24 protein-coding genes are annotated in these 24,835 nt (G+C 51.2%); 7 read left to right on the top strand and 17 right to left on the bottom strand.

The annotated features are described in order from the left end of the window. Nucleotides 1-151 precede the first annotated feature (151 nt). From purD to aroQ, 8 genes are all read right to left on the bottom strand, one after another. A complete protein-coding gene (gene purD, locus IOQ59_RS18205; protein WP_193954897.1) occupies nucleotides 152-1,441 on the bottom strand; it encodes a phosphoribosylamine--glycine ligase in 1,290 nt (429 codons plus the stop codon). Nucleotides 1,442-1,508: 67 nt separating this feature from the next. Beyond that, the gene (gene purH / locus IOQ59_RS18210; RefSeq protein ID WP_193954898.1) at nucleotides 1,509-3,086 is read right to left on the bottom strand and encodes a bifunctional phosphoribosylaminoimidazolecarboxamide formyltransferase/IMP cyclohydrolase; all 1,578 of its coding nucleotides are present in this window, start codon (nucleotides 3,084-3,086) and stop codon (nucleotides 1,509-1,511) included. 48 nt (nucleotides 3,087-3,134) lie between these two features. After that, nucleotides 3,135-3,419, bottom strand: a complete 285-nt coding sequence (gene fis, locus IOQ59_RS18215; protein WP_371871895.1) for a DNA-binding transcriptional regulator Fis — start codon at nucleotides 3,417-3,419, stop codon at nucleotides 3,135-3,137. Nucleotides 3,420-3,439: 20 nt separating this feature from the next. After that, complete coding sequence (gene dusB, locus IOQ59_RS18220) at nucleotides 3,440-4,423, bottom strand: tRNA dihydrouridine synthase DusB (protein ID WP_193954900.1); 984 nt, start codon at nucleotides 4,421-4,423, stop codon at nucleotides 3,440-3,442. Between the two features lie 248 nt (nucleotides 4,424-4,671). Continuing rightward, nucleotides 4,672-5,565, bottom strand: a complete 894-nt coding sequence (prmA, locus tag IOQ59_RS18225; RefSeq protein ID WP_193954901.1) for a 50S ribosomal protein L11 methyltransferase — start codon at nucleotides 5,563-5,565, stop codon at nucleotides 4,672-4,674. A 160-nt stretch (nucleotides 5,566-5,725) separates the two neighbouring features. Then, a complete protein-coding gene (gene accC / locus IOQ59_RS18230) occupies nucleotides 5,726-7,069 on the bottom strand; it encodes an acetyl-CoA carboxylase biotin carboxylase subunit (RefSeq protein WP_193954902.1) in 1,344 nt (447 codons plus the stop codon). 33 nt (nucleotides 7,070-7,102) lie between these two features. Further along, nucleotides 7,103-7,561, bottom strand: a complete 459-nt coding sequence (gene accB / locus IOQ59_RS18235) for an acetyl-CoA carboxylase biotin carboxyl carrier protein (protein ID WP_193954903.1) — start codon at nucleotides 7,559-7,561, stop codon at nucleotides 7,103-7,105. 36 nt (nucleotides 7,562-7,597) lie between these two features. After that, complete coding sequence (gene aroQ / locus IOQ59_RS18240; protein ID WP_193954904.1) at nucleotides 7,598-8,035, bottom strand: type II 3-dehydroquinate dehydratase; 438 nt, start codon at nucleotides 8,033-8,035, stop codon at nucleotides 7,598-7,600. Between the two features lie 365 nt (nucleotides 8,036-8,400). Here aroQ and IOQ59_RS18245 point away from each other — a divergent pair, with 365 nt between their 5' ends. Further along, entirely contained in the window at nucleotides 8,401-9,168 is a 768-nt protein-coding gene (locus IOQ59_RS18245; protein ID WP_193954929.1) for a ParA family protein, read from the top strand. A 23-nt stretch (nucleotides 9,169-9,191) separates the two neighbouring features. Here IOQ59_RS18245 and IOQ59_RS18250 read toward each other — a convergent pair whose 3' ends face one another. Further along, nucleotides 9,192-9,353 carry a hypothetical protein gene (locus IOQ59_RS18250; protein ID WP_193954905.1) on the bottom strand — a complete coding sequence of 54 codons (162 nt, stop codon included), beginning with the start codon at nucleotides 9,351-9,353 and terminating at the stop codon, nucleotides 9,192-9,194. Nucleotides 9,354-9,497: 144 nt separating this feature from the next. Further along, nucleotides 9,498-10,058, bottom strand: a complete 561-nt coding sequence (locus IOQ59_RS18255; protein ID WP_193954906.1) for a hypoxanthine-guanine phosphoribosyltransferase — start codon at nucleotides 10,056-10,058, stop codon at nucleotides 9,498-9,500. A 169-nt stretch (nucleotides 10,059-10,227) separates the two neighbouring features. On the opposite strand from IOQ59_RS18255, the gene upp reads away from it, so the two are divergent. From upp to IOQ59_RS18270, 3 genes are all read left to right on the top strand, one after another. Beyond that, complete coding sequence (gene upp, locus IOQ59_RS18260) at nucleotides 10,228-10,854, top strand: uracil phosphoribosyltransferase (RefSeq protein ID WP_193954907.1); 627 nt, start codon at nucleotides 10,228-10,230, stop codon at nucleotides 10,852-10,854. 19 nt (nucleotides 10,855-10,873) lie between these two features. Beyond that, on the top strand, nucleotides 10,874-12,163 hold the full coding sequence (locus IOQ59_RS18265) for a uracil-xanthine permease family protein (RefSeq protein ID WP_193954908.1): 1,290 nt from the start codon (nucleotides 10,874-10,876) through the stop codon (nucleotides 12,161-12,163). Between the two features lie 110 nt (nucleotides 12,164-12,273). Continuing rightward, nucleotides 12,274-12,474, top strand: coding sequence for a DUF1289 domain-containing protein (locus IOQ59_RS18270; RefSeq protein ID WP_193954909.1), 201 nt, complete (start codon nucleotides 12,274-12,276; stop codon nucleotides 12,472-12,474). Between the two features lies 1 nt (nucleotide 12,475). Here the strand turns inward: IOQ59_RS18270 and IOQ59_RS18275 are convergent, their stop codons facing one another. The 4 genes from IOQ59_RS18275 to IOQ59_RS18290 all read right to left on the bottom strand — a co-directional run bounded on the left by IOQ59_RS18275 (nucleotide 12,476) and on the right by IOQ59_RS18290 (nucleotide 18,145). Further along, nucleotides 12,476-14,236 (bottom strand): ABC transporter ATP-binding protein, encoded by a 1,761-nt coding sequence (locus tag IOQ59_RS18275; RefSeq protein ID WP_193954910.1) that lies wholly within the window; start codon nucleotides 14,234-14,236, stop codon nucleotides 12,476-12,478. After that, complete coding sequence (locus IOQ59_RS18280; protein ID WP_193954911.1) at nucleotides 14,226-15,965, bottom strand: ABC transporter ATP-binding protein; 1,740 nt, start codon at nucleotides 15,963-15,965, stop codon at nucleotides 14,226-14,228. The genes IOQ59_RS18275 and IOQ59_RS18280 overlap by 11 nt, the downstream gene beginning before the upstream one ends. Before the next feature lie 159 nt (nucleotides 15,966-16,124). Beyond that, nucleotides 16,125-17,300 carry a vWA domain-containing protein gene (locus tag IOQ59_RS18285; protein WP_193954912.1) on the bottom strand — a complete coding sequence of 392 codons (1,176 nt, stop codon included), beginning with the start codon at nucleotides 17,298-17,300 and terminating at the stop codon, nucleotides 16,125-16,127. Continuing rightward, nucleotides 17,300-18,145, bottom strand: a complete 846-nt coding sequence (locus IOQ59_RS18290) for an AAA family ATPase (RefSeq protein ID WP_193954913.1) — start codon at nucleotides 18,143-18,145, stop codon at nucleotides 17,300-17,302. Before IOQ59_RS18290 ends, IOQ59_RS18285 begins: the two co-directional genes overlap by 1 nt. A gap of 187 nt (nucleotides 18,146-18,332) precedes the next feature. On the opposite strand from IOQ59_RS18290, the gene IOQ59_RS18295 reads away from it, so the two are divergent. Further along, on the top strand, nucleotides 18,333-20,519 hold the full coding sequence (locus tag IOQ59_RS18295; protein WP_193954914.1) for an EAL domain-containing protein: 2,187 nt from the start codon (nucleotides 18,333-18,335) through the stop codon (nucleotides 20,517-20,519). On the opposite strand, the gene IOQ59_RS18300 is transcribed toward IOQ59_RS18295, so the two are convergent. The 3 genes from IOQ59_RS18300 to IOQ59_RS18310 all read right to left on the bottom strand — a co-directional run bounded on the left by IOQ59_RS18300 (nucleotide 20,516) and on the right by IOQ59_RS18310 (nucleotide 22,636). Next, complete coding sequence (locus IOQ59_RS18300) at nucleotides 20,516-20,797, bottom strand: hypothetical protein (protein ID WP_193954915.1); 282 nt, start codon at nucleotides 20,795-20,797, stop codon at nucleotides 20,516-20,518. The genes IOQ59_RS18295 and IOQ59_RS18300 overlap by 4 nt on opposite strands. Before the next feature lie 183 nt (nucleotides 20,798-20,980). Further along, nucleotides 20,981-21,514 carry an inorganic diphosphatase gene (gene ppa / locus IOQ59_RS18305; RefSeq protein ID WP_193954916.1) on the bottom strand — a complete coding sequence of 178 codons (534 nt, stop codon included), beginning with the start codon at nucleotides 21,512-21,514 and terminating at the stop codon, nucleotides 20,981-20,983. A gap of 120 nt (nucleotides 21,515-21,634) precedes the next feature. Beyond that, nucleotides 21,635-22,636 carry a class 1 fructose-bisphosphatase gene (locus IOQ59_RS18310; RefSeq protein ID WP_193954917.1) on the bottom strand — a complete coding sequence of 334 codons (1,002 nt, stop codon included), beginning with the start codon at nucleotides 22,634-22,636 and terminating at the stop codon, nucleotides 21,635-21,637. A gap of 195 nt (nucleotides 22,637-22,831) precedes the next feature. Here IOQ59_RS18310 and mpl point away from each other — a divergent pair, with 195 nt between their 5' ends. Further along, nucleotides 22,832-24,202, top strand: a complete 1,371-nt coding sequence (gene mpl / locus IOQ59_RS18315; protein ID WP_193954918.1) for a UDP-N-acetylmuramate:L-alanyl-gamma-D-glutamyl-meso-diaminopimelate ligase — start codon at nucleotides 22,832-22,834, stop codon at nucleotides 24,200-24,202. After that, a complete protein-coding gene (locus IOQ59_RS18320) occupies nucleotides 24,199-24,816 on the top strand; it encodes a flavin prenyltransferase UbiX (protein ID WP_193954919.1) in 618 nt (205 codons plus the stop codon). The genes mpl and IOQ59_RS18320 overlap by 4 nt, the downstream gene beginning before the upstream one ends. Nucleotides 24,817-24,835: the final 19 nt, after the last annotated feature.

Below are 24,835 nucleotides of genomic sequence, written 5' to 3' on the forward strand. Positions count from 1 at the left end.
GAAGAAAAATATCGGAAGCCGACATTATAAACATCTCGGCGAGCAAAGGCAGGGTATGTGGATCAGCTGATTAAAAAAAATCCACAACCTTCCAGTTGCGCCCACAAAAAAGCCTCCATAAGGAGGCTTTTTTCAACGCTATAACGACAGGTTATTCACCCTGTTCGCGCGCAATTGCGCGGTACGCAATGTCGTTACGGAAGTACGCGTCTTTCCAGCTGACGTCCTTCAGCAGCTCGTAAGCACGTTGTTGCGCTTCCGTTACTGTATCACCCAGTGCCGTTACACACAGGACACGTCCGCCTGCAGTTACAACGTTGCCTGCATCATCCAGCTGAGTACCCGCGTGGAAAATCTTGGTGCCTTCCGGGCATGTCGCCGGCAAGCTGATCACGTCACCTTTACCGTAACTGCCTGGGTAACCACCTGCAGCCATAACAACGCCGACAGATTTACGCTCATCCCACTCTGCAGTGGTCTGATCCAGCTTCTTATCCAGCGCGGCATTGCACATATCAACCAGGCTGGATTTCAGGCGCAGCATGATTGGCTGGGTTTCAGGATCACCAAAGCGACAGTTGTATTCGATCACTTTAGGTGTACCGTCAGAACCGATCATCAGACCCGCGTACAGGAAGCCGGTGTATTCATTGCCTTCAGCTTTCATGCCGTTAACGGTAGGCATGATCACTTCATCCATAACACGCTGGTCGATCTCTGCGGTGACAACCGGAGCAGGGGAGTACGCACCCATGCCGCCTGTGTTCAGGCCAGTATCGCCATCACCAACACGTTTATGATCCTGGCTGGTGGCCATTGGCAGTACATTGTCACCGTCAACGATGACGATATAAGACGCTTCTTCACCGTCAAGGAACTCTTCAATAACAACACGGCTACCCGCATCACCAAATGCGTTACCCGCCAGCATATCCTTGATGGCATCTTCTGCTTCTTCCAGCGTCATCGCAACGATAACGCCTTTGCCTGCTGCCAGACCGTCGGCTTTAATCACGATCGGCGCACCTTTCTCACGTACGTAAGTCAGTGCAGGCTCGATTTCAGTGAAGTTAGCGTATTCGCCGGTTGGAATATTGTGGCGTGCCAGAAAATCTTTGGTAAAAGCTTTGGAACCTTCCAGCTGCGCAGCGCCTTCGGTTGGGCCGAAAATGCGCAGGCCTTCAGCCTGAAAGTGGTTCACAACACCCGCAACCAATGGTGCCTCAGGGCCGACAATGGTCAGATCAATCGCATTATCTTTTGCGAAATCGCGCAAGCCATCTAGATCCATCACGTCGAGTGAAACGTTCTGCATCTTGTCTTCTTGTGCGGTTGCAGCGTTACCCGGTGCTACAAAAATGTCGGTAACTTTGTTGTCGCGTGCTGCCGCCCATGCCAGAGCATGTTCGCGGCCGCCGGAACCAATAATCAGTACTTTCATGTATATATCCTCTAAACACAGAATAGCCCGGACATGCCGGGCTACAGGTGTATTCGCTGATCACATCTTAGTGACGGAAGTGACGCATACCCGTGAAGACCATTGCCATGCCATGTTCGTCAGCGGCGGCGATAGTTTCTTCGTCGCGCATAGAGCCACCTGGCTGGATGATCGCATTGATACCCGCAGCAGCAGCTGCATCAATACCATCACGGAATGGGAAGAATGCATCAGATGCCATGACGGAGCCTTTGACTTCCAGACCTTCGTCAGCCGCTTTGATACCAGCAATCTTCGCAGAGTATACGCGGCTCATCTGGCCTGCACCGATACCGATAGTCTGGCCATCTTTCGCGTATACAATTGCGTTGGATTTAACGAACTTAGCCACTTCCCAGCAGAACAGCAGATCACGGATTTCCTGTTCAGTTGGCTGGCGCTGAGATACGACTTTCAATGCAGATGCATCAACCATTCCCAGATCACGGTCCTGAACCAGTAAGCCGCCATTCACGCGCTTGTAGTCGAAACCGTGGGCACGGTTAGCGTCCCACTCGCCGCATTCCAGCAGACGTACGTTTGGCTTCGTTGAAACCAGATCAGACGCTTCCTGAGATACAGAAGGTGCGATGATGACTTCAACGAACTGACGTTCGATGATGGCCTGTGCGGTTTTAGCGTCCAGCTCACGGTTGAACGCGATGATGCCGCCAAATGCGGAGGTTGGGTCAGTCTGGTGAGCGCGGTTATAGGCTTCCAGAATGTCTGCACCAATCGCTACGCCACAAGGGTTGGCATGCTTAACGATGACACAGGCTGGCTCTTTGAATGGTTTTACGCATTCCAGCGCTGCATCTGTATCAGCAACGTTGTTGAAAGACAGTGCTTTGCCCTGCATCTGGCGAGCGGTTGCTACGCAGGCTTCAGCCGGGTTGGCCTCTACGTAGAATGCTGCACGCTGATGTGGGTTTTCGCCGTAGCGCATATCCTGTGCTTTCAGGAACTGAGTGTTGAACGTACGAGGGAAGTCTGCTGGCTCCTCCTCTTCACCTTCAACAATCGCACCCAGGTAGTTGGCAATCATGCCATCGTATGCAGCGGTGTGTTCGAACGCTTTTACTGCCAGGTCGAAACGGGTTTTGTGGCTCAGACCACCGTTACCCAGTTCTGCTGCGACTGCGTCGTAGTCCGATGCATTCACAACAATCGCCACATCTTTGTGGTTTTTAGCTGCAGAACGCACCATGGTAGGACCACCGATGTCGATGTTTTCGATCGCCATAGGCAGATCGCAATCAGGACGGTTGATGGTCTGTTCAAACGGATACAGGTTTACAACAACCATATCGATTGGTGTGATGCCGTGTTCGTTCATGACTGCATCGTCGGTACCGCGACGGCCCAGAATGCCGCCGTGTACTTTCGGGTGCAGGGTCTTAACACGACCATCCATCATCTCCGGGAAACCGGTGTAGTCAGATACTTCAACTGCAGGGATGTTGTTTTCTTTCAGCAGCTTATAGGTGCCGCCGGTGGAAAGAATTTCAACACCTTGAGCGTTCAGTGCCTGAGCAAATTCTACAATGCCGGTTTTGTCTGACACGCTGATCAGCGCGCGGCGTACAGGAGTGGTGTTCTCTGCCATGGTGATTGGAGTTCCCATTAACTAGTAAAAAGCACTAATAAAAAGCGGTTACAGCAGACCGTATTGTTTCAGCTTCTTGCGCAGCGTACCGCGGTTCAGGCCAAGAACCTGAGAAGCTTTGGTCTGATTATCTTTGGTATATGCCATTACAGATTCGAACAAAGGTGCTTCGATCTCGGACAATACCATCTGGTATACGTCGGTTACCGGCTGTCCGTCGAGCTGACGGAAGTAGTTGTTTAGTGCCAGGTGCACGCTATCCCGAAGGGTGCTTCCGGTCTCTGCAGTTGCGTTCTGAGTGAGAGTCGGCTGAGTGATTTCTTTATATTCCACAGTATTACGTATCCAGTTTGTCATGCAGCCAGAGGGTCGGACAGACGATCGAAATGACGCTCGATCGCTGACGTTTGCTCTTCTGCTGTTTCCAATACATTGAATTCCTTGCGGAAGGATTTTCCTTCCGGCCGTGCTTGCAGGTACCACCCTACGTGCTTTCTTGCGATCCGAACGCCTAGGTAGTCGCCGTAAAAGGTTCGTAGCTCCTGCAAATGCCCCAGCAGAATTTTTCTAATCTCTTCCAGTGAGGGTTCTTCCATTAATTCACCTGTTGCCAGGTAATGGTTGATCTCCCTGAATAACCAGGGGCGTCCCTGTGCGCCTCGGCCAATCATCACGGCATCGGCACCGGTGTGTGCGATGACCTGTTTGGCCTTTTGGGGTGTATCGATATCGCCGTTAGCGAATACCGGAATAGACACGGCATGTTTAACCGCTGCAATTGTGTCGTATTCGGCGTCGCCTTTGTATCCACAGGCGCGGGTTCTGCCATGTAATGCCAGTGCTGCTATACCGGCGTCTTCAGCCATCCGCGCAATATTGAGCGCGTTACGACTTTCATGATCCCATCCGGTACGGAATTTAAGCGTGACAGGTACATCGACCGCCGCAACCACTGTCTGCAAAATGTCGGCAACCAGAGCTTCATCCCGCAGTAAGGCGGAACCAGCGGCTTTGTTACACACTTTCTTTGCAGGACAACCCATGTTGATATCGATGATTTGGGCCCCCCGTTCTGCGTTCATCCGCGCAGCCTCAGCCATCATATGTGCGTCTCCGCCAGCGATCTGTACAGATCGAGGCTCGGTTTCACCCTGATGATTAAGACGGTAGCTGGATTTGCGAGACTTCCATAAACGGGTATCAGAGGTAACCATCTCGGACACAACCAAGCCCGCACCAAACTGCCGGCAAAGTTGCCGGAACGGTCGGTCCGTGACGCCTGCCATTGGCGCCAGAATAGTCTGGTTATCAATGGTATAAGGTCCGATTCGGAACATGGATTACCTTAATTTTGGGTAAAAAAACACCATGAAGCTGCACAGAGCCCCAAAGCAGATTTAAAACAAGGAAGGCGGACAATGATAACGCTTCAGACGCATAGGTCCAAGCCGTTTTTGATGGTTTTTTGTACGATTTTGGCTTGACTGTATTTGTCTTTTGGTCTTGTCGCAGGGCGCGTCATAGCTGGGATCAGGGACAACATAGGTGTCGTCCCTAATAATTTTTGTTGCTGTACAGAGATTGATCAGCGTTTGATGCCGCAGATGCGAATCCAGCCTTCACGCTCAGCAGGTGGCTCGAGGTCAAACCATTGTGCATAGGCGGTGTTGATAGCTTCAGCCTGATCTTCCAGCAGACCAGACAGTGCCATGCGACCACCCGACTTCACGTGTTTGGCGATTGTCGGTGCCAGTTCAACCAGTGGGCCGGCCAGAATGTTGGCCACGATCACATCGCCTTCGATATCTGGCGTATGTTCCGGCAGGAAAACGTTGAGGCGGTTTTCAGCCAGTTTGTTGCGTGCCAGGTTATCTTTGCTTGCCTGTAGTGCTTGCAGATCAATATCGACGGCCGTGACATGTTTCGCCCCAAGTAGCAGGGTGGCAATGCCTAAGATGCCGGAGCCGCAACCATAATCGACAACCTCGCAGTCATCCAGATCTTGTGCATCGAGCCATTCCAGACACAGTGCGGTTGTCGGGTGGGTGCCCGTACCAAAGGCCAAACCCGGGTCCAGCATCATATTGACGGCATCAGGGTCGGGGGCTTCGCGCCAGCTTGGGCAGACCCAAAGGCGTTTGCCAAATTGCATCGGGTGGTAGCTATCCATCCATTCCCGTTCCCAGTCCTTATCTTCCAGAATTTCTGCTTTGATAGGGGGAAAGGGTGCGTCTGGGAATAGCTGCTCGTGTGCCTGGCGGATAAAACGATGAGTGGCGTCCAGATCGTGGTCGGCAGAGAACAGGCCCGTCACAATAGTGCTATCCCACAAGGGTGTTGTGCCCAGCTCGGGTTCAAAGATTGGCTGGTCTTTGTTGTCCTGATAAGTGACAGACGCGCAGCCCGCAGCAAGTAGCAGATCTTCGTACTGTTCTGCGTGCTCAGGGGTCGTAGTAAGTTTTATCTGTAGCCAAGGCATGATGTGTTCCAGTTCACGAGAGAGATGCCAGTATATCGACTTATACGTTGAGGTGGGAGATGGCGATCAGAGGATCAGGCAGAAAAAACGCAGATAGTGAGCAGGCACAAAAAAGCCCGCACGTGGGCGGGCTTTTATAGTGTGATGGAAACGGGTCTGATTACAGGCCCAGTTTCTTTTCCAGATAGTGGATGTTTACACCACCTTCCTGGAAATGGGTATCACGTACGATTTCCTGATGCAGTGGGATATTGGTGCGAATACCATCAATCACTGCTTCGTCCAGTGCGTTACGCATACGGATCAACGAGGTTTCACGGTCTTCCGCGTAGCTGATCAGTTTAGCGATCAGTGAATCGTAGTGCGGAGGTACGGTGTAACCCGAGTACAAGTGAGAATCTACACGAATACCCAGACCACCCGGTGCGTGGAAATGCTTCACGTTACCCGGGCTTGGCAGGAATGATTTAGGGTCTTCCGCGTTGATGCGGCACTCGAAAGCGTGGCCCTGTACGACGATATCTTCCTGTTTCAGGGACAGCGGCAGGCCAGACGCAATGCGAAGCTGTTCTTTAACGATATCAACGCCAGTAATCATCTCAGTCACCGGGTGCTCAACCTGCACACGGGTGTTCATTTCGATGAAGTAGAAACCACCATCTTCGTATAGGAACTCGAACGTGCCTGCACCGCGGTAACCGATTTCGATACATGCATCGACACAGGATTGCAGAACCTCTGCGCGCGCAGCAGGATCCAGATGAGGTGCTGGAGCTTCCTCTACCACTTTCTGGTGACGGCGCTGCATGGAGCAGTCACGATCATACAGATGAACAGCGTTACCCTGTCCATCAGCCAGAACTTGAACTTCAACGTGGCGAGGGTTCTGCAGGAATTTCTCCATGTACACGGTATCGTCGCCGAATGCTGCGGCAGCTTCGGAGCGCGTAATGTGTACGGAGTTCAACAGAGAGGCTTCGGAATGCACAACGCGCATACCACGACCACCACCACCGGAGGCAGCTTTGATGATCACCGGATAGCCGATACGCTGGGCGATCTTCTGCATTGCCGGGCCATCATCAACTGGCAGCGGGCCATCAGAGCCCGGTACAGTTGGTACGCCTGCTTTCTTCATCGCTTCGATTGCAGAAACTTTATCGCCCATCAGGCGAATCGTTTCAGCACGAGGGCCGATGAACTGGAAGCCTGAACGCTCAACCTGCTCAGCAAAATCTGCATTTTCCGCTAGGAAACCGTAACCTGGGTGGATACCCATAGCGTCGGTGACTTCGGCTGCAGCAATGATGGCAGGGATATTCAGGTAACTCTGTGGGGATGGCGCCGGACCAATGCAGACAGCTTCATCTGCAAGACGTACATGCATCAGGTCGCGGTCAGCCGTGGAGTGAATGGCTACGGTCTTGATGCCCAGCTCTTTGCAGGCACGCAGGATACGCAGTGCGATCTCACCCCGGTTGGCAATGACTACTTTTTCCAGCATCTGGATGTCCTTGAATCAGGTCTGTGGGAGCACTTAAACGATGGTAACCAGCGGCTGGTCGAACTCAACCGGCTGACCGTCTTCGGCCAGAATTGCTTCCACAACACCGGCTTTATCCGCTTCGATCTGGTTCATCATCTTCATCGCTTCAACGATACAGATAACGTCACCCACTTTTACAGTCTGTCCAACTTCAATGAACATTGGAGAGCTTGGAGATGGGGAGCGGTAGAAAGTACCTACCATTGGAGACGTTACAACGTGACCTGTATGTGAAGGTGCTTCTACTTCTGCAGCAGGTGCAGCCGCTGCAACAGGTGCAGCAGGAGCCGCTGCAACAGGCGCGGCAGGTGCAGCGTATGCAACAGGTGCTGCTGCTACGCTGGTACCACGGCTGATGCGAACAGACTCTTCGCCTTCTTTAATTTCGATTTCGTTGATGTTGGATTCTTCAAGCAGTTCGATAAGCTTTTTAACTTTGCGAATATCCATTCTGGGTCTTGTCTCTTTAACTGTTGCTGTTCGGTATCACGCAAGCTGCGTAAAAGCAGATTGCAGTGCAAATTGGTATCCCTGGGCGCCCAAACCACAAATCACGCCTACGGCTTTATCCGAGAAGTAGGAATGATGGCGGAATGCCTCACGTGCGTGCACGTTTGAGAGATGAACCTCGATGAAAGGAATGGCAACGCCTAATAAGGCATCGCGCAAAGCAACACTGGTATGAGTGAATGCAGCCGGGTTGATAATGATGAAGGCAACGCCTTCATTTTGCGCCCGGTGAATGCGTTCGATCAGTTCAAATTCGGCGTTACTCTGAAAACTGTCGAGGTCGTGGCCTGCGTTGCTGGCTGTCTGGCTGAGTTCCTGATTGATGTCCGCAAGCGTAGTTGAACCGTACACTTCGGGTTCCCTAGTGCCGAGAAGGTTCAGGTTTGGACCATGTAATACAAGAATTTTTGCCATCGATGCAGCCTTAATGCAAACGCGCTGAATAGCACCACAGAGAGTGATTTAGCGGTATAGTTTGCACAACTCAGAAAGGGTTGTCTATATGTGGGCAAGTTTTAGTTGTTTTCTATCAACTTTCCCGAATTTCGCCGCGATTTCCCCACTTGTTTTGACTAAAGTCTTGGTTGTTTTTGCAGCAATTTATATTACGGCGCTCTAACTGGTTGTTTTCTGGAAGTTTGCTGCTCATTCCAGACATAAAGATTGACGTTCGCTTCAATATTATGGATATTGCACTGCAATATCCTGATTCTGAAGGCAGTTCGGTGAACTGGCTGTAGCAAGTGACGGACAGGCAACGGAAAGGAGCGATTACGATGATACGACGCGTTGTATTTAACCAGAAAGGGGGCGTGGGTAAATCCAGCATCGCCGTGAACCTGGCTTCGATCAGTGCAGCCCGTGGATTACGCACATTGGTTGTGGATCTGGATCCGCAATGCAACTCCAGTCACTATCTGATGGGCGATGATTATATGGATCTGTCGCCGACGGTTCGGGACTTCTTTGAACAGACCTTGAGCTTTCAGGTTAATCCTGCTGATCCGCAGGATTTCATTCACGAAACGCGCTACGAAAATCTGCATATGTTGCCGGCCAGCTACAATTTGGGCGACCTGCAATCCAAGCTGGAATCCAAGCACAAGATCTATAAGCTTCGTGATGCATTGAAAAAGCTGGAAGCGAGTTACGATGCAGTTTATATCGATACCCCACCGGCTTTTAACTTCTTTACCTTATCGGCATTAGTAGCGGCAGAGCGTTGCCTGATCCCATTTGATTGTGATGAGTTTGCCCGCCAGGCTTTATACAGCCTACTGGCGAATATCCAGGAAACTCAGATGGATCACAATGAAGCGTTACAGATTGAAGGTATTGTGGTGAACCAGTTTCAGCCACGTGCCACGTTGCCGCAGGCCATAGTGGATGAATTGCTGGCGGATGATCTACCGGTGCTGGAGTCTAAGATTTCATCATCTGTTAAGATGAAAGAATCTCATAACGAAGGCATTCCGCTGATTCACCTAGCGCCAAAACACAAGATGACCCAAGAGTTCCTTGCGCTGTTTGATGATCTACAGAAATAACGTCTGACGCAGCAGGTCGCGAGTCAGGCTGAGTGTTGGTCTGATTCGCGGTAGTTCTGCTGGTTGTCTGCATACCCCGTCTGCAATAGACGCTGACGACGTAGTTCGGCTGCTTTCGTTCGTAAACTGATCAGCCAGAGAAAGAGCAGAGCGGTCGATACGACCAGAATGACGACTTCCGTCATGATTTAACCATCGGTTATTTGAGTCATCATCGATTCTAACGAAAATACTCTCATAGACAATAGATAAATATTCATTTTTACGTCATCCGTTTGTCTTAATCGCACCTCTTTCAGTGGACGTAGGTAACCCGGTATTTGGCACCCCTATTTACCGTTGATGGCGTAAATGCCCGGCGCGTTTCTCCAGTAACCCTGATAATCCATGCCATACCCGAAGACGTAACGGTCTTCGACCTCAATGCCGACGTAGTCGGGCTTCATTTCCGGGCGGGCTTTTCGCTCGTGCAGCTTGTTGATCAACACCGCGATGCGTACTTCGCTGGCACCGGCTTGCATGCAGTAGTCATAGATTTCAGCCAGTGTATGGCCTTCATCCAGAATATCGTCAACGATGAGTACGGAGCGGCCTTCAAAGTTGATCTGCGGCGGTACTTTCCATTCCAGGCCGTGTCCTGTTGTTGTGTTGCGGTAGCGGGTGGCGTGCATGTAGCCCGCTTCGAGCGGAAAAATCAGTTTGGTCAGAAGTTTACCCCCGGTGACTAAGCCGCCATTCATGACGGTAAAAACCACGGGGTTCATATCCAGCAAATCGTCAGTGATCGCCACGGCCATTTTGTGCAGCGCTTGTTCAACCTCAGACTCGCTGTGCAGCAGATCCGCCTGCATATAGACCTGCTTGATATGTTCCAGATCAGTGATACTCATAATGACGATAGATCTCCGGATTTTTGGGCAAACGAAAGGGGACGGCGCGTTAAATTAGCAGGGCGCTTTGCGGCCGTTTAAATGACTTTATTGAATGGTTTCGCTAATATTAGCAAGTTTTTCCAATCCGTGCCTTTTGTTTCCAAAAAGCGTCATTCGAGGTCAAAAAATGAGTGTAAAAGAGATCAATCACCCGCTGGTTAAGCACAAAATTGGCTTAATGCGAGCTAAGGATATGAGTACCCGCAGCTTCCGCCAGCTGGCTGCCGAGGTAGGCTGTCTGTTGACCTACGAGGCAACGAAGGATCTGGAGCTGGAAAATTATACGCTGGACGGCTGGTGCGGCGACGTTGAAGCCCAGCGTATTAAAGGTAAGAAGATTACGGTTGTACCAATTCTGCGTGCGGGTTTGGGTATGTTGGACGGTGTTCTGGATCTGGTGCCAAGTGCGAAGATCAGTGTTGTGGGCTTATACCGCGACGAAGAAACACTGGAGCCTGTTGCATACTTTGAAAAACTCGCGGGTGATATCGACAACCGTATCTCACTGGTGATCGATCCTATGCTGGCAACCGGTGGCTCCATGATTGCGACCATCGACATGCTGAAGAATGCTGGCTGCACCAGTATTCGTGCATTGGTGCTTGTGGCTGCACCTGAAGGTATTGAAAAATTGCAGGCGGCGCATCCGGATGTTGACTTGTACGTGGCATCGGTGGACAGCCACTTAAATGAACAGGGATATATCATTCCGGGTCTGGGTGACGCGGGTGACAAAATCTTTGGTACTCAGTAATTCACAGGAGTAACCCTGAATGAGTGATTCGAAGATCACGGACTTGCGCACCATACTGGCAGGTTCGCAGATGCTTTTTGTTGCCTTTGGTGCATTGGTGTTGATGCCGTTGCTGACCGGGCTTAATCCCAGCGTTGCGTTGTTTACGGCAGGCATGGGAACGTTGTTGTTTCACTGGGTGACAAAAAACACGGTCCCTGTGTTTTTGGCTTCATCTTTTGTATTCATCGCGCCAATTACTTACAGCACCCAGACTTGGGGTGTTTCCGCAACTATGGGGGCTTTGTTTGCCGCCGGTGTTGTGTACATGTTGCTGGCGGTGATGGTCAAAGTGAAAGGCTCTGGATTCATGCACCGTATCATGCCGCCGGTTGTCACCGGTCCGGTCATTATGGTGATTGGTCTTGGGCTGGCGCCAATCGCCGTGAATATGGCGATGGGTAAAACCGGCGATGGTGCGATTGAGCTGTTCCCATATAAGGATGCAATGATCGTATCCATGGCTGCGTTGCTGACCACATTGCTGGTGGCAACCATGGCTAAAGGTATCTTCCGTTTGGTACCGATTCTGGCCGGTGTTCTGGTGGGGTATCTCGTTGCGAACACGATGGGTATGGTTGATATGACTAAGGTGTCGGAAGCGCCGGTCTTTGCGATCCCTGAGTTTGTGATGCCGGAATTTCATCTGGCTGCGATCCTGTTTATGTTACCGGTAGCGATTGCCCCTGCGATTGAGCACGTGGGTGATGTGCTGGCAATTGGTAACGTAACCGGCAAGGATTATCTGAAGAAGCCGGGCCTGCACCGGACCTTGTTTGGTGATGGCATTGCGACATCGGCAGCCTCATTGTTCGGCGGTCCACCTAACACCACGTACTCGGAAGTGACGGGTGCAGTGATGTTGACCAAGGCCTTCAATCCGAAAATCATGCTGTGGGCGTCTGCGTTTGCGATCTTGCTGGCGTTCGTATCCAAGTTTGGTGTGCTGCTGCAAACCATTCCAGCGCCAGTGATGGGCGGAATTCTGATCTTGCTGTTTGGTTCGATTGCCAGCGTAGGTTTGAATACGCTGATCAAAGCCCGCGTGGATCTGGGTGAGCAACGCAACTTGGTGATTGTTTCCACGACATTGGTGTTTGGTATTGGTGGCATGGCTGTGGGTAGCGGTGACCTGAACCTGCAAGGTGTGAGCTTGTGCGGTCTGATTGCGATTGCGCTAAACCTCGTTCTGCCAATGCCGAAGGCGTCCTCAGATGATCTGCACGAAGAGGAAGCGGTGGTGAAAGATATGGTTGATCATAGCCGCTAAGCGATTCCTTCGTTCCTGTCTTCGAAAAAAAGCCATCCTGAACTAAGCTTCAGGGTGGCTTTTTTGTATCTGGCCTGCTGTATAGATGGTTACGTAGGAGGGAGAGGAATTTGCAGGTAAAAACTCGGGCGTCAGGCACGCCCTGTATCCGAAACTGTTGTCTGGATGATGACAATATCTGTTTGGGTTGTTGCCGTTCGCTGGATGAAATCCTGAAATGGCAGGATGCTTCTGAAGAGCAGCGTCAGGAATGGTTAAAAAGGGCGGAGCAGCGCCGTCAGCGTCGAGTTAACGAAGCTCGAAAGCTCTGAATTAAGATAACATCTGAACCCGACGGGCTTGCTGCTGTAGCTGATACATTGAGCGATACAGACCGGCGTCTGCTTGCATCAACTCATTATGTGTTCCTCTTTCCTCAATTCGCCCGTGTGATAACACCAGAATCTGATCGGCATGTTTAATTGTTGAAAGGCGGTGGGCCACAATAATCATGGTGACTTTTCCATGTAGTTCTCGCAGGGCACGTTGAATGACTTGCTCAGTTTCACTATCCACATTGGCCGTGGCTTCATCCAGTAGCAAGATCTGGGGGGAGGCTGCGAGTGCTCGCGCGATCACCAGTTGCTGGCGTTGCCCCGTGGAAAGTCGAGTCCCGCCTTCACCTAAACGTGTGTCGAGTCCATCCGGTAGCTGTCGGATGGTATCTGTCAGATGTGCCTGTTGTGCCGCTTGCAGCAGCTTAGCTTCCGGTAGGTTGCGGCCCATATCAATATTGTCCCGCAGGGAGCCTACGACAATAAACGGTTCCTGAGGGATAAGCCCAATACCTCGACGCAGGTTGTCGTGGCTGAAGCTCTCCAATGGTTGCCCATCCAGCCTGATGGTCCCTTCTTTAGTGGGGTAGAAGTTTAGCAATACGCTGAGCAGGGTGCTTTTTCCGCTTCCAGTGTGGCCTACAACAGCGAAGAGTTCGCCGGGTTTAAGGTTAAAGCTAACATCGTGCAGGACCGGTTTGCCGGTTTGATAGGCGAAATTCAGCGCTGAGACGGTAATATGGCCGCTTGTAATCTGAGCGGGAGAGTCATGGTACTGCTGTTCGCCTTCCTCAATCAGTGTATGCACCCGATCACCGGCGACCATGGCCTGTTGATAAAGGTTAAAACGCTGGGTAACTTCCGCCAGAGGTTCTGTAAAACGTCCCAGATAGTTAAGGAAGGCATAGAGTACACCGACTTCCGCAACGCCTGTGGTGACCTGGAGGCCAAACATCCAAATAATTGCGACAAGCACAGAAACACTGAGCAGATCAATCGCAGGACGTAGTAGCAGAGCGCTAACTTTGATGGTGCGCATACGTGCGCGGTAATAGTCATCGTTGACCTGATCAAACTCTTCGATGAAGCGTGGTTGTTGATTGCTGGCCTGCAATACTGACATCCCGGCAATGGATTCGCTGATGTTGGCGTTAATCTCTGAACGCAGGTGACGGCTTTGCTGGACTGCGGGGCCGCTAAATTTTTCGTAGAGGAAAATCACCCCCATCACGGTAGGAATGAGTAGGGCGGAAGCCAGCATCAGCTGCAGGTCCAGCAACGCCATCGCGATCAGAATGCCAATCAGAAGGATCAGGTTACTCATGACTACAGATAAAAACTGCACATAGAGGTCTTTAATCGCTTCTGTGTCATTGGTGATACGGCTCACCAATTGTCCAGTACGGGCATGGTCAAAGTACGCCATAGGCAGCTTGAGTACATGCTTGAACGCGCGCTGGCGGATATCTTGCACCGCATTCAACGCCATCGTGGTGAAATGCATCGTTTGTTGGTAGCGCAACCATGCAGCTGCGATTTGTGACCCAAGATAAAGTAAGAGCAATGTCACAAGAGCCTGGGTTTCGAACTGTCGGGGCATCAGGTAATCATCAATAAATACCTTGCCCAGATAGGGGCCTAAAACATCCGCAATGGTGGCCAAAACCAGAAAGGCACTGGCTTTGGTTAGCAGAGCTTTGTCGCCATAGATATAGCTGGATAATAACTTGAATGTACCGCGTCGGTTGTTATCGCTCATCGAGTGCAGCCTCCATCTGTTGGTAGGTCCACATTCGGCTGTACCAGCCATCTTGTTGAGCGAGCGAGGTATGATTGCCCCGTTCGCTGATTTCGCCATGATTCAGCACCAGAATCTCATCCGCGTCTTCAATAGCAGAGAGCCGGTGGCTGATAATGATCACGGAGCGTTGTTGTGTATCGTCGCGCAGGTGCTGAAGAATCTGTTGTTCGGTGTGCACGTCGACTGCGGACAGTGCGTCATCCAGAATCAGTATCGGGGCGTCTGTAATCAGGGCGCGAGCGATGGCCAGACGTTGGCGCTGACCACCAGACAGGGTGATACCTCGCTCACCGACCTGAGTGTTATAGCCGTCGGGAAAATGCCGAATATCCTCATCCAGTGCTGCTACTTTGGCAGCGTGTTGGATCTGCTCAAGACTGGCAGTCGGCCGGGCCAGAGCAATGTTATCGGCGATGCTCAGGCTGAACAGAAAGCTGTCTTGAGGCACATAGGCAAAGCAGGCTCGGATGTGATGCAGGGTGAGTGCCTGTAGGGGGTGATCATCAATCAAAATCTGGCCTGATTCTGAGTCCCAGTGACGCATCAAAAGCTGAATCAATGTGGTTTTACCTGCACCGGTGGGGCCTGCAATCCCCAGTTTTTGACCTTGAAGAAGATTAAAATGAACGCCTTTCAGAATCTGCCCGTCCTTTTCATCGTAGGCGAAGCTCAGGTTATGAATGCTCAGATCCGGCTGTGTCGGTGTGTGTGTACCGTGGTCTGCGATGGTATCGGGTGTATCAAGGAGCACATCAACCCGTTTTAATGCTGCGCTTCCGCGCTCGATAATATTCAGCAACCAGCCAAAGGCCCACATCGGCCAAATCAGCTGCCCCATATACAGGGTGAAACTTGCCAGTTTGCCGACTGTCAGCTGATCCTGCCAGACCAGCCAGCCGCCGATACCCAGAATCAGCAAGAGGGAGGTCGTTAGGCAGAGATAGATAACCGGTTCATACAGCGCTTCATACCGCGCGACCTGATAATTGCAGCGTGCTGCTTTGTCCGCGATCTTGTTAAACACCTGGCTTTCGTGATGCTCCCGTCCCATCGCCTTAATCAGGCGGATACCGGATAGCGCCTGCTGGGTCTGGTTGTTGAGATCGGAAAAACGTTCGAGTGATTCTTGAAAGTGCTGATGCACCGAACGGGATATTCTGAAAAAACCGTAACCCATGATTGGAAAGGGGAGTAGGGCAATAACCGTGAGGCGCCAGTCGATGGCAAAGAGCATCATCGCAATGACCAGTACAAAGGTCAGTGCCCCGTCAAAACCCGAGAGCACACCTTCACCCGCTGCCAGTTCGATGGCATCAATATCATTGGTCGCTTTGGCCATCAGATCGCCGGTGCTTTGCTGGCTATAAAATGCCGGACCTAAGCGGGTGAGTCGCTGGTAAAAGCGCTGGCGTAAAATACCGCCCAGTTGATAGGAGGTGCCAAATAGAATCAGTCGCCAGCCGACACGCAATAGATAGATCAGCGCGCCCATGCCCAGTAAAGTCAGCAGATAATATTCAACCGTTGGGTTTAACGCGCCTTCAGCCAGCAGGCGGTCAATCGTTTGACCGATGAGATAAGGCAAGGCCGCATTGAGCAGGGCAACACCGGCCAGCATTAGCAGCGCGATGGCATACGTACGCCAGTTGGCGTGAAAGAACCATGTGAGTTGTCTGAACAGTCGCATCTGAAGGTGGAGTCCGTTGCTGCGCGTTACGTTAGTGTACAGCGTATTACCCGGTCTCAGGCAGGGGAAATGGCCGCATAGCTGCAACAGAGTTATGCGGTGGGCACAAGCAGCGCCTCTAGCTGCACATTGATGTACAGCTAAGACGAAAGGTTTGGCTTACTTAGAAAGGTGCTTAATCCCTTGCTCGACCCCTTCCAGCGTAAGCGGGTACATGTGGTTTTCCATCAGTTGCTGAATCATGCCAATACTGTGCGTGTAGTTCCAATAGCGTTGCTGACTCGGATTCAGCCAAATCACCTTATCCCAGGTATCGGTAATACGCTTTAACCAGACCTGTCCGGCTTCATCATTCATGTGCTCGACACTGCCAAAGCGATCAGCGACTTCGTAAGGCGACATGGAGGCATCACCGATAAAGATGACGCGATAATCCGGGCCGTAGGTGTGCAAAACGTCCAGTGTGGATATCTTCTCGGTATAACGGCGGCTGTTATCCTTCCAAACATGTTCATATACGCAGTTGTGGAAGTAGAAGTATTCCAGGTGTTTAAACTCAGAGCGTGCGGCGGAGAACAGTTCTTCGCAGACCCGAATGTACGGGTCCATTGAACCGCCTACATCCAGAAACAGCAGAACCTTGGCTGCGTTATGGCGCTCAGGCACCATCTTGATATCCAGCAGTCCGGCGTTATTCGCTGTGCACTTGATGGTATCGTCCAAATCCAGCTCTTCAGCGGCGCCGGTACGGGCAAACTGACGCAGTTTGCGCAGCGCTACTTTGATGTTGCGGGTGCCGAGTTCGACACTGTCATCGAGGTTACGAAACTGGCGCTTCTCCCAGACTTTCACCGCGCGGCGGTTTTTGCTTTCTCCGCCAATTCGCACGCCTTCTGGGTTATAGCCGCTGTGGCCAAAAGGCGAGGTGCCGCCCGTGCCAACCCACTTGCTACCGCCTGAGTGTTTTTCTTTCTGCTCTTCCAGGCGTTTTTTCAGCGTATCCATCAGTGCTTCGAGGCCGCCCAGTGCTTCAATCTCAGCTTTCTCTTCTTCAGAGAGCTGTTTCAGGAAGTTGGCTTCCAGCCAATGCTCGGGAATCAGTGCATTGGCAAAGTCCTCTACCAGTTCGAGGTCTTTAAAGTAGCTGCCAAATGCCTGATCAAAACGGTCGAAGTACTTTTCGTCTTTAATCAGGCAGGTGCGGGACAGGAGATAAAAATCATCCACATTGCAGAATGCCAGACGTGCCTGCAAGGCTTCCAGAAGCACCAGCAGCTCCTTTACCGTAACAGGCACACCGCTCTTGCGCAGGTGGTAGAAGAGATCTATCAGCATTAGCGGTTTTCCCGGCGCGCCATAAATGCCAGACGCTGCAACATGTGCAAGTCCTGTTCGTTTTTCAGCAGGGCGCCATACAAGGGTGGCATCGCTTGTGTTGGATCACGGTTGATCAGCGCGTCACGGGAGATATCATCAGACAGCAATAACTTCAGCCAGTCGATGAGTTCGGAGGTTGATGGTTTCTTGCGCAGTCCGTTGACGTTACGGACCTGGAAGAAAATCTCCATCGCTTCACGTACCAGCTCCTGCTTGATTTCAGGGAAGTGAACATCCACGATTTGGTGCATGGTCGCCTGATCAGGGAAGTTGATGTAGTGGAAAAAGCAGCGGCGCAAAAATGCATCCGGCAATTCTTTTTCGTTGTTCGAGGTGATTATAATGATGGGGCGATGTTTAGCCTGAATCCGTTCGCCAGTTTCATAAACGAAAAATTCCATCTTATCCAGTTCAACCAGCAGATCGTTGGGGAACTCAATATCGGCCTTATCCACTTCGTCGATCAGCAGTACCACCTGCTCATCGGCATCAAAAGCCTGCCACAACATGCCCTTTTTGATGTAGTTGCCGATGTCGTGTACCCGATCATCTCCCAGCTGCGAATCGCGTAGACGGGAAACCGCATCGTATTCGTAGAGCCCCTGCTGAGCTTTAGTGGTGGATTTGATATGCCAGCGCAGCAATCTCTTACCCAATGATGCTGCTACTTCTTCCGCCAGCATGGTTTTGCCGGTGCCCGGCTCGCCTTTGATCAGCAGAGGGCGCTGCAGTGTAATCGCTGCATTCACAGCCATCTGCAGGTCTTCTGTGGCTACATACTGGTCAGTACCTTCAAATCTCATCCGAATTATCCTCCACGTTCTGGAGAGAGGAGTTTATCAAATGAGTATGACGAGAGGCTAATAAATACGGGTAATCATGTAATCGTTGTGTGAGAAGTGCAAACGAGTTCGCTAAGATGTTCATTTTCCGAATCACTGACGGTAGTATGATTCATCAACCGGGTGATAAGCGCTGAACGGATGGGATATGGCGACTTCCACAGATGAGCTGAATACAAATACTGAATCTTCATGCTATGCAGGTGAAGTGCCGCTGACTGTTGATGAGCTGGATCAGATTCTTCAGCTGCATCAGATGATCTTTGCACGTGTTGCTCGCAACGAAGATTATCTGTCGATTATCAACAAACTTTGCTCGTTGACTGAGAGCTTTCTAACCAATGCTGTCGCGTCTGTGATGTTGGTTGATAATGAATCAGGGTTGATGAGTGTACTGACGGCACCGAGCGTACCCGATGCGGGTATAAGTGCGCTGCAAGGCTTAAAACCGGGTAGAACCGGTGGCTCTTGTGGCAATGCCGTATTTGGTAATGAGCCGGTCTATGTTCGTGATACGTTTACCGATCCTCGTTGGGCTGATCTGCGCCACATCGCTTACGACTTTAACCTCTGTTCCTGCTGGTCGGTCCCTGTGCGTAATGAAGCACAGGAAGCGATTGGCTCCTTTGCTCTGTCTTCTTTTGAACATCGTACCCCCTCTGCATTTCATAAGCGTCTGCTGGATGTAGGGGCGTCGATCGTTAGTATTGTGCTGGCACGTCACGCTCAGGACCAACATCTGGCCGCGAGCCGTAAACGTATCGAATTGATGGGAACCGTACTCACTCAATCATCGGAAGGTGTGTTGGTGACGGATGCCCGTAATCGCATTGTCGAAACAAATAAGGCATTTGAGGCGATCACCGGTTTTTGTGGTGATGAGGTGAAAGGTCTTGACCCTAAATTGTTGTCTTCGGGTCGCCAGAGCGCTGCTTTTTATGAAGATATGTGGGCAGAACTGACGTTGCAAGGACAGTGGCATGGTGAAATTGTAAATCAGCGCAAAGATGGCTCAGAGCTGTCTCAATGGATGAGTCTGAGTGTGATTCGGGATGCGCTGGGCAACGTGCAGAATCATGTTGCCGTATTTACCGATCTGACGGAATTAAAAGCAGGAAAGGCTAAGTTGGTCGATGCGTTGGAGCATGATCAGCTCACAGGTCTTCCTAATAAAGCTAAGCTGAGCATGTTGCTGGATGGCGATGATCATCCCCGTTCGCTGTTGTTACTGAATGTGGATAACTTCAGTTATATCAACACTGGATACAGCCTGGCATTTGGTGATCGATTGCTTTGTGCGATTGCACAGCGGTTAGTCGAGGTAGAGCCGGGAGCCCAGGTTTTTCGGGTAAACGCGGATGAATTTGCGATCTATTACGATCAGGTCGTTGATCTGAAAGCGGCAAACGTTCGGGTGCTGAAACAGTTCTTCTCTCGTCAGATTAACGTTGATGACCTTGGCTTTAATATTACCTTCACGGCAGGTGGTGCCAGCGGCAGCGACAGTTTGTTTGGTAAGGCTGTGCAATCGTTGCGCAAAGCACGTGAGCAAGGGAAGAACCAGTTCCATCTTTATAATGCCGATACCGATGAGCCGGATCAGGCAAAACGCGCTGAGCATATTTATTGGAACAGTATGCTGCATGATGCTCTGAGTGATGGCCGTATCGTCCCTTACTTTCAGGGTATTCGAGATAATCGCAGCGGTGACATTGTTAAATATGAAGCGCTGGTGCGGCTGCTGCATGATGATACGGTGCATAGTCCCTATCTCTTCCTTGACGCCGCCCGTTTGTCAGGGTTGCTGCCCTTGATTACCCGTCGGGTGATTGATCGTGGTTTTGCTCAGATTACGGGCACTGATATTGAATTATCGGTGAATATTACCGAGGAAGATCTGAACCAGCACTATCTGGAGCAGTACCTGGAGAGCAAGCTGGATGAGTATCAGGTCAGTGCGTCGCAAGTGACATTGGAGATCCTGGAAGGGGTTAGCTCAACCGGTAAGAAAAATCATATCAAACAGTTACGTGCACTTAAGGTGCGTGGGTATCGACTGGCGATTGATGATTTTGGGACGGAATACTCTAACTTCGAACGCATTCTTGAGCTGAATGTGGATTTTGTCAAAATCGACGCGAAATACATTAAGAATATCGTTGACGATAAGGCCAGCTACGAGATTACCCGCGCTATCGTGTATTTCGCCAAGAACGCCGGTATCGCTACGATTGCCGAGTTTGTGCACAATCAGGCGGTACAGGACGTCGTGGATCAGCTGGGTATCGAATATTCGCAAGGCTATCTGTATAGCGAACCTGCCGCGTCAGTTTAAACCTCAATATCGATCAAGGTGCCGATGCGTTCGCTATCGGCCTGTAATATCTTAGTGCCTGCCTCTGCTTCTGTTTTAGCGAGCTGCAACTCGACCAGTGATGACTCAATCGGTTTATTAGCGACCGGCGCAAAGGTATCGGAAGGCTTTTTGCTGTCGGTAGTTTCAACCGGAGTGTCGATGGGGGCTTGCGCGATATCGGTCGCGGCCTGATCCAGTCTCTGCTGAGACTGATTGATTGCTTGATAGGCCGACTGACTGGCTGGCTGAATATCCATGACTGCGTTTAGATCTCGTTGAATGGGGTGAGTAGAGTACTAAAAGTAGTCGCGGGATGCTGATACCGCAAATGCAGCATGCAAATGCAGGATGATTACTTGATGAGTGTCAGGCAGATAAAAGAAAACCCCGGACAAGTCTCCCTGTCCGGGGTTTTCAAAAGCGCTAAGTTGTCGTGAGACTTACTTAGCCGCTTCGTATGCAGCAGCAGCGGTCATGATTGCAGCGCGAGCAGCATCTGCGTTATCCCAACCTTCAACTTTAACCCACTTGCCTTCTTCCAGACCTTTGTAGTTCTCGAAGAAATGCTTGATACGATCGATCTGCAGCTGAGGCAGGTCACCGATATCCTGAACATCTTTGTAAGCTTTGCTCAGTTTGTCGTGAGGAACAGCAACCAGCTTAGCGTCTTCGCCCGCTTCGTCAGTCATGTTCAGGATGCCGACAGGACGGCAGCGGATAACAGAACCAGGGATAACTGGGTAAGGAGTAATAACCAGTACGTCCAGTGCGTCGCCATCATCTGCCAGCGTGTTGTTGATGTAACCGTAGTTGGCTGGGTAGAACATAGGCGCAGCCATAAAGCGGTCAACGAAGATCGCGTCTTCTTCTTTTTCGATTTCGTACTTAACCGGAGAGCTCTCTGCCGGGATTTCGATAACAACGTAGATATCGTTTGGCAGATCTTTGCCTGCAGGGATTTTCGCGAAGCTCATGCTTGTCTTCCTGTTAACGATTAAAAAATTCAGTGATGGCGGATTATACCCAGATCGTAAAGTAAGGATGAATACTACTTAACGCTGAGGATAATCCGCGAAACGTACGATAAGCCCGGTTTAACTGTTGAGCTTGGCGGCCTGCGAATCTTCATTGCCTGCATGGTATTCCAGCGCTGAAGTCACTTCATTGCGGGAACCCAGAGCAACCGATACACGCTGGTGAATATGATCAGGTTCGATATCCAGAATGTTTTCGTAGCAGGTGCTGGCTTTGCCGCTTGCCTGTTCAATCAGCAGACCCATTGGATTGCCTTCGTACATTAGGCGCAGTTTACCCGGCTTGTTAGGGTCACGGTTGTCCCATGGGTAGGAGAAAATACCACCACGGGTCAGTACGCGGTGTACCTCGGCAACCATCGATGCAACCCAGCGCATGTTGTAGTTCTTGCCACGCGGACCTTCAGAACCCTGCAGCAGATCTGCAATGTAGTTCTGCATCTGCGGTTCCCAGAAACGCTGGTTGGACATGTTGATGGAGAACTCTTTCGTGTCCGCAGGGATGGTAACGTTCTCTTCGGTCAGCAGGAAGTCACCGGTATGAGCCAGTGTGAACATGTTCACGCCGGAACCGGTGGTCAGTGTCAGTACTGCGGATGGACCGTAGAGTACGTAACCGGATGCTACCTGTGCACGACCGGTTTGTAGATACGCTTTTTCGTCAGCGCCAGTCAGACCTTTTGGTAGTTCCAGAATGGAGAAAATAGTGCCCACAGAGACGTTAACGTCGATGTTGGAAGAACCGTCCAGTGGATCAAAGATGATCAGGTAACGACCTTCTTCGTTGCCTGCAACAGGGTGATCTTCTTCTTCAGATGCAATACCGGCAACCAAAGGGTTATCCAGCATGACCTTTTTCAGTACGTCATTGGCAATAACGTCCAGCTTTTTCTGTGTCTCTCCCTGGACATTGGTGTTCTCGGTGGTACCCAGAACGCCAGCAAGTGCGCCTTCGCGCAGCTGAATAGCGATCTCTTTACAGGCAACCATCAGAGTATCGATCAGGTCAACCAGATTGGTATCCGTTTTTTGGTGGGTCAGAAACTGGCTCAGGGTCTGCATCAGATCTGTATCTCTCCGCTTGTGGCAGGTTAATAAGTTGGTTGCGATTTTACGTGATATAACCGCGGATTGCATGGCTTGGAGGTCAATAATTGTGCTTTTTTACAAATTCGATCTCCTGTTGTTGGGCAGCCCGCGGCTACCAGAAAAAACCTGTTATCATTGAACGCATTGATTCATCAGGGAGACTGCTAAGTGCATATCCATATTCTCGGAATTTGTGGCACCTTTATGGGATCGCTGGCACTGCTGGCGAAAGAGCTTGGGCATCGCGTAACAGGCTCTGATGCGAACGTTTATCCACCTATGAGTACCCAGCTGGAAGCCCAGGGTATCGAACTCATGGAGGGATATGATCCTGCGCATCTGCAACCGGAACCTGACTTGGTAGTGGTAGGAAACGCTATGTCACGTGGCAATGCGGCGGTGGAGTATGTGCTGGAAAAAGGGCTGAAATACACCTCGGGTCCGCAGTGGTTACATGAACATCTGTTGCAGGAGTGCTGGGTACTTGCGGTATCCGGAACTCACGGCAAAACGACGACAGCCACGATGCTGGCCTGGATTCTGGAACATGCCGGCATGAAGCCGGGATTCCTGATCGGTGGCGTCCCTAAGAATTTTGATGTTTCTGCTCGGGTTGGTGGTTCACCGTTTTTTGTCATCGAAGCGGATGAATATGACACCGCGTTTTTTGATAAACGCTCGAAATTTGTACATTACTGCCCACGTACGCTGATTCTGAATAATCTGGAATATGATCACGCCGATATTTTTCCTGATCTGGCGGCAATCCAGACCCAGTTTCACCACCTTATTCGGATTGTGCCGGGAAATGGTCAGATCATCCTGCCGCAAGGGCAGCCTGCGCTGGAAGAGGTGCTGGAGCGCGGACGCTGGAGTGAATTGGTACAAACCAGTGTTGATGGTGGCGATGCCGAGTTTCAGGCGAATCTGTTATCTGAAGACGGTTCCCGGTTTGAGGTATTACATAACGGTGAAGTAAAAGGCGTCGTGGAGTGGTCGATGACCGGTCTGCACAGTGTGAATAACGGACTGGTAGCATTGGCTGCTGCCCGCAATGTGGGCGTTCTGCCAGAGCATTCAATCGAGGCATTAAGTGCCTTTGGTGGTGTAAAACGGCGTATGGAGCTGGTGGGGGATGTGAACGGTATCAAAGTTTACGATGACTTTGCTCATCACCCTACGGCTATTGAAACCACGCTGGCCGGTTTGCGTGCCAATGTGGGGAACGCACAGATTATCGCGGTGATCGAGCCACGCTCGAACACCATGCAGCAGGGAGTGCATCAGGATACGCTGGCGGCATCGTCGGTGATGGCGGATCGGGTGTTCTGGTCACAGCCCAAAGATATGGATTGGTCACTGGAAGCTGCAGTGGCAGACAGTCCGGTACCGGCTTATGTCTGTGATAATACCGAGGATATTGTACGTCAGGTGTCGGAATTGGCCGCGCCGGGCACTCATGTGGTTGTGATGAGCAACGGTGGATTCGAAGGGATCCACGGACGTTTGGTGTCTGCGCTGGAGGGGACGAGTGCATGAAGCTTGATCGAGTGACACTTGCCATTACCGGGGCTTCTGGTGTGCAGTATGGTTTGCGTTTGCTGGAGTGTCTGGTTGCTGCCGACATTCAGGTGCTGGTGCTGATCTCCCGTGCTGCTCAGGTGGTCATTGCGACTGAAACGGAGTTAAAGATGCCTGGCGCAACCGCCGAGCAAGAGCAGTTCCTCACCGATCTATACAGCGCCAAAGACGGTCAGATACGTGTCTTTGGTCGTGAGCAATGGATGTCCCCAGTGGCATCCGGTTCCGGTGCGCCCTCTGCGATGGTTGTCTGTCCCTGTAGCACGGGCTCTCTGTCTGCCATTGCTTGTGGTGCGAGCAATAACTTGATCGAGCGTGCGGCTGATGTGGCCTTGAAAGAGCGTCGTCAGTTGATTCTGGTGCCACGCGAGGCGCCATACTCTGAAATTCATCTTGAACACATGCTGAAACTGACGCGTATGGGGGCTGTGGTGATTCCCGCCAGTCCAGGGTTTTACAACAAGCCCGCCTCGGTTGAAGATATGATCGATTTTGTCGTCGCCCGTATTCTGAACCAGCTTGGTGTTGAACAGACCTTAATGCCGCGTTGGGGAGATGACCTGATCAGGTGAAATCAGCGTCTTGTCAGAG

The sequence above is a fragment of the Pontibacterium sinense genome, from assembly GCF_015209595.1.
Classification (GTDB): domain Bacteria; phylum Pseudomonadota; class Gammaproteobacteria; order Pseudomonadales; family Balneatricaceae; genus Pontibacterium; species Pontibacterium sinense.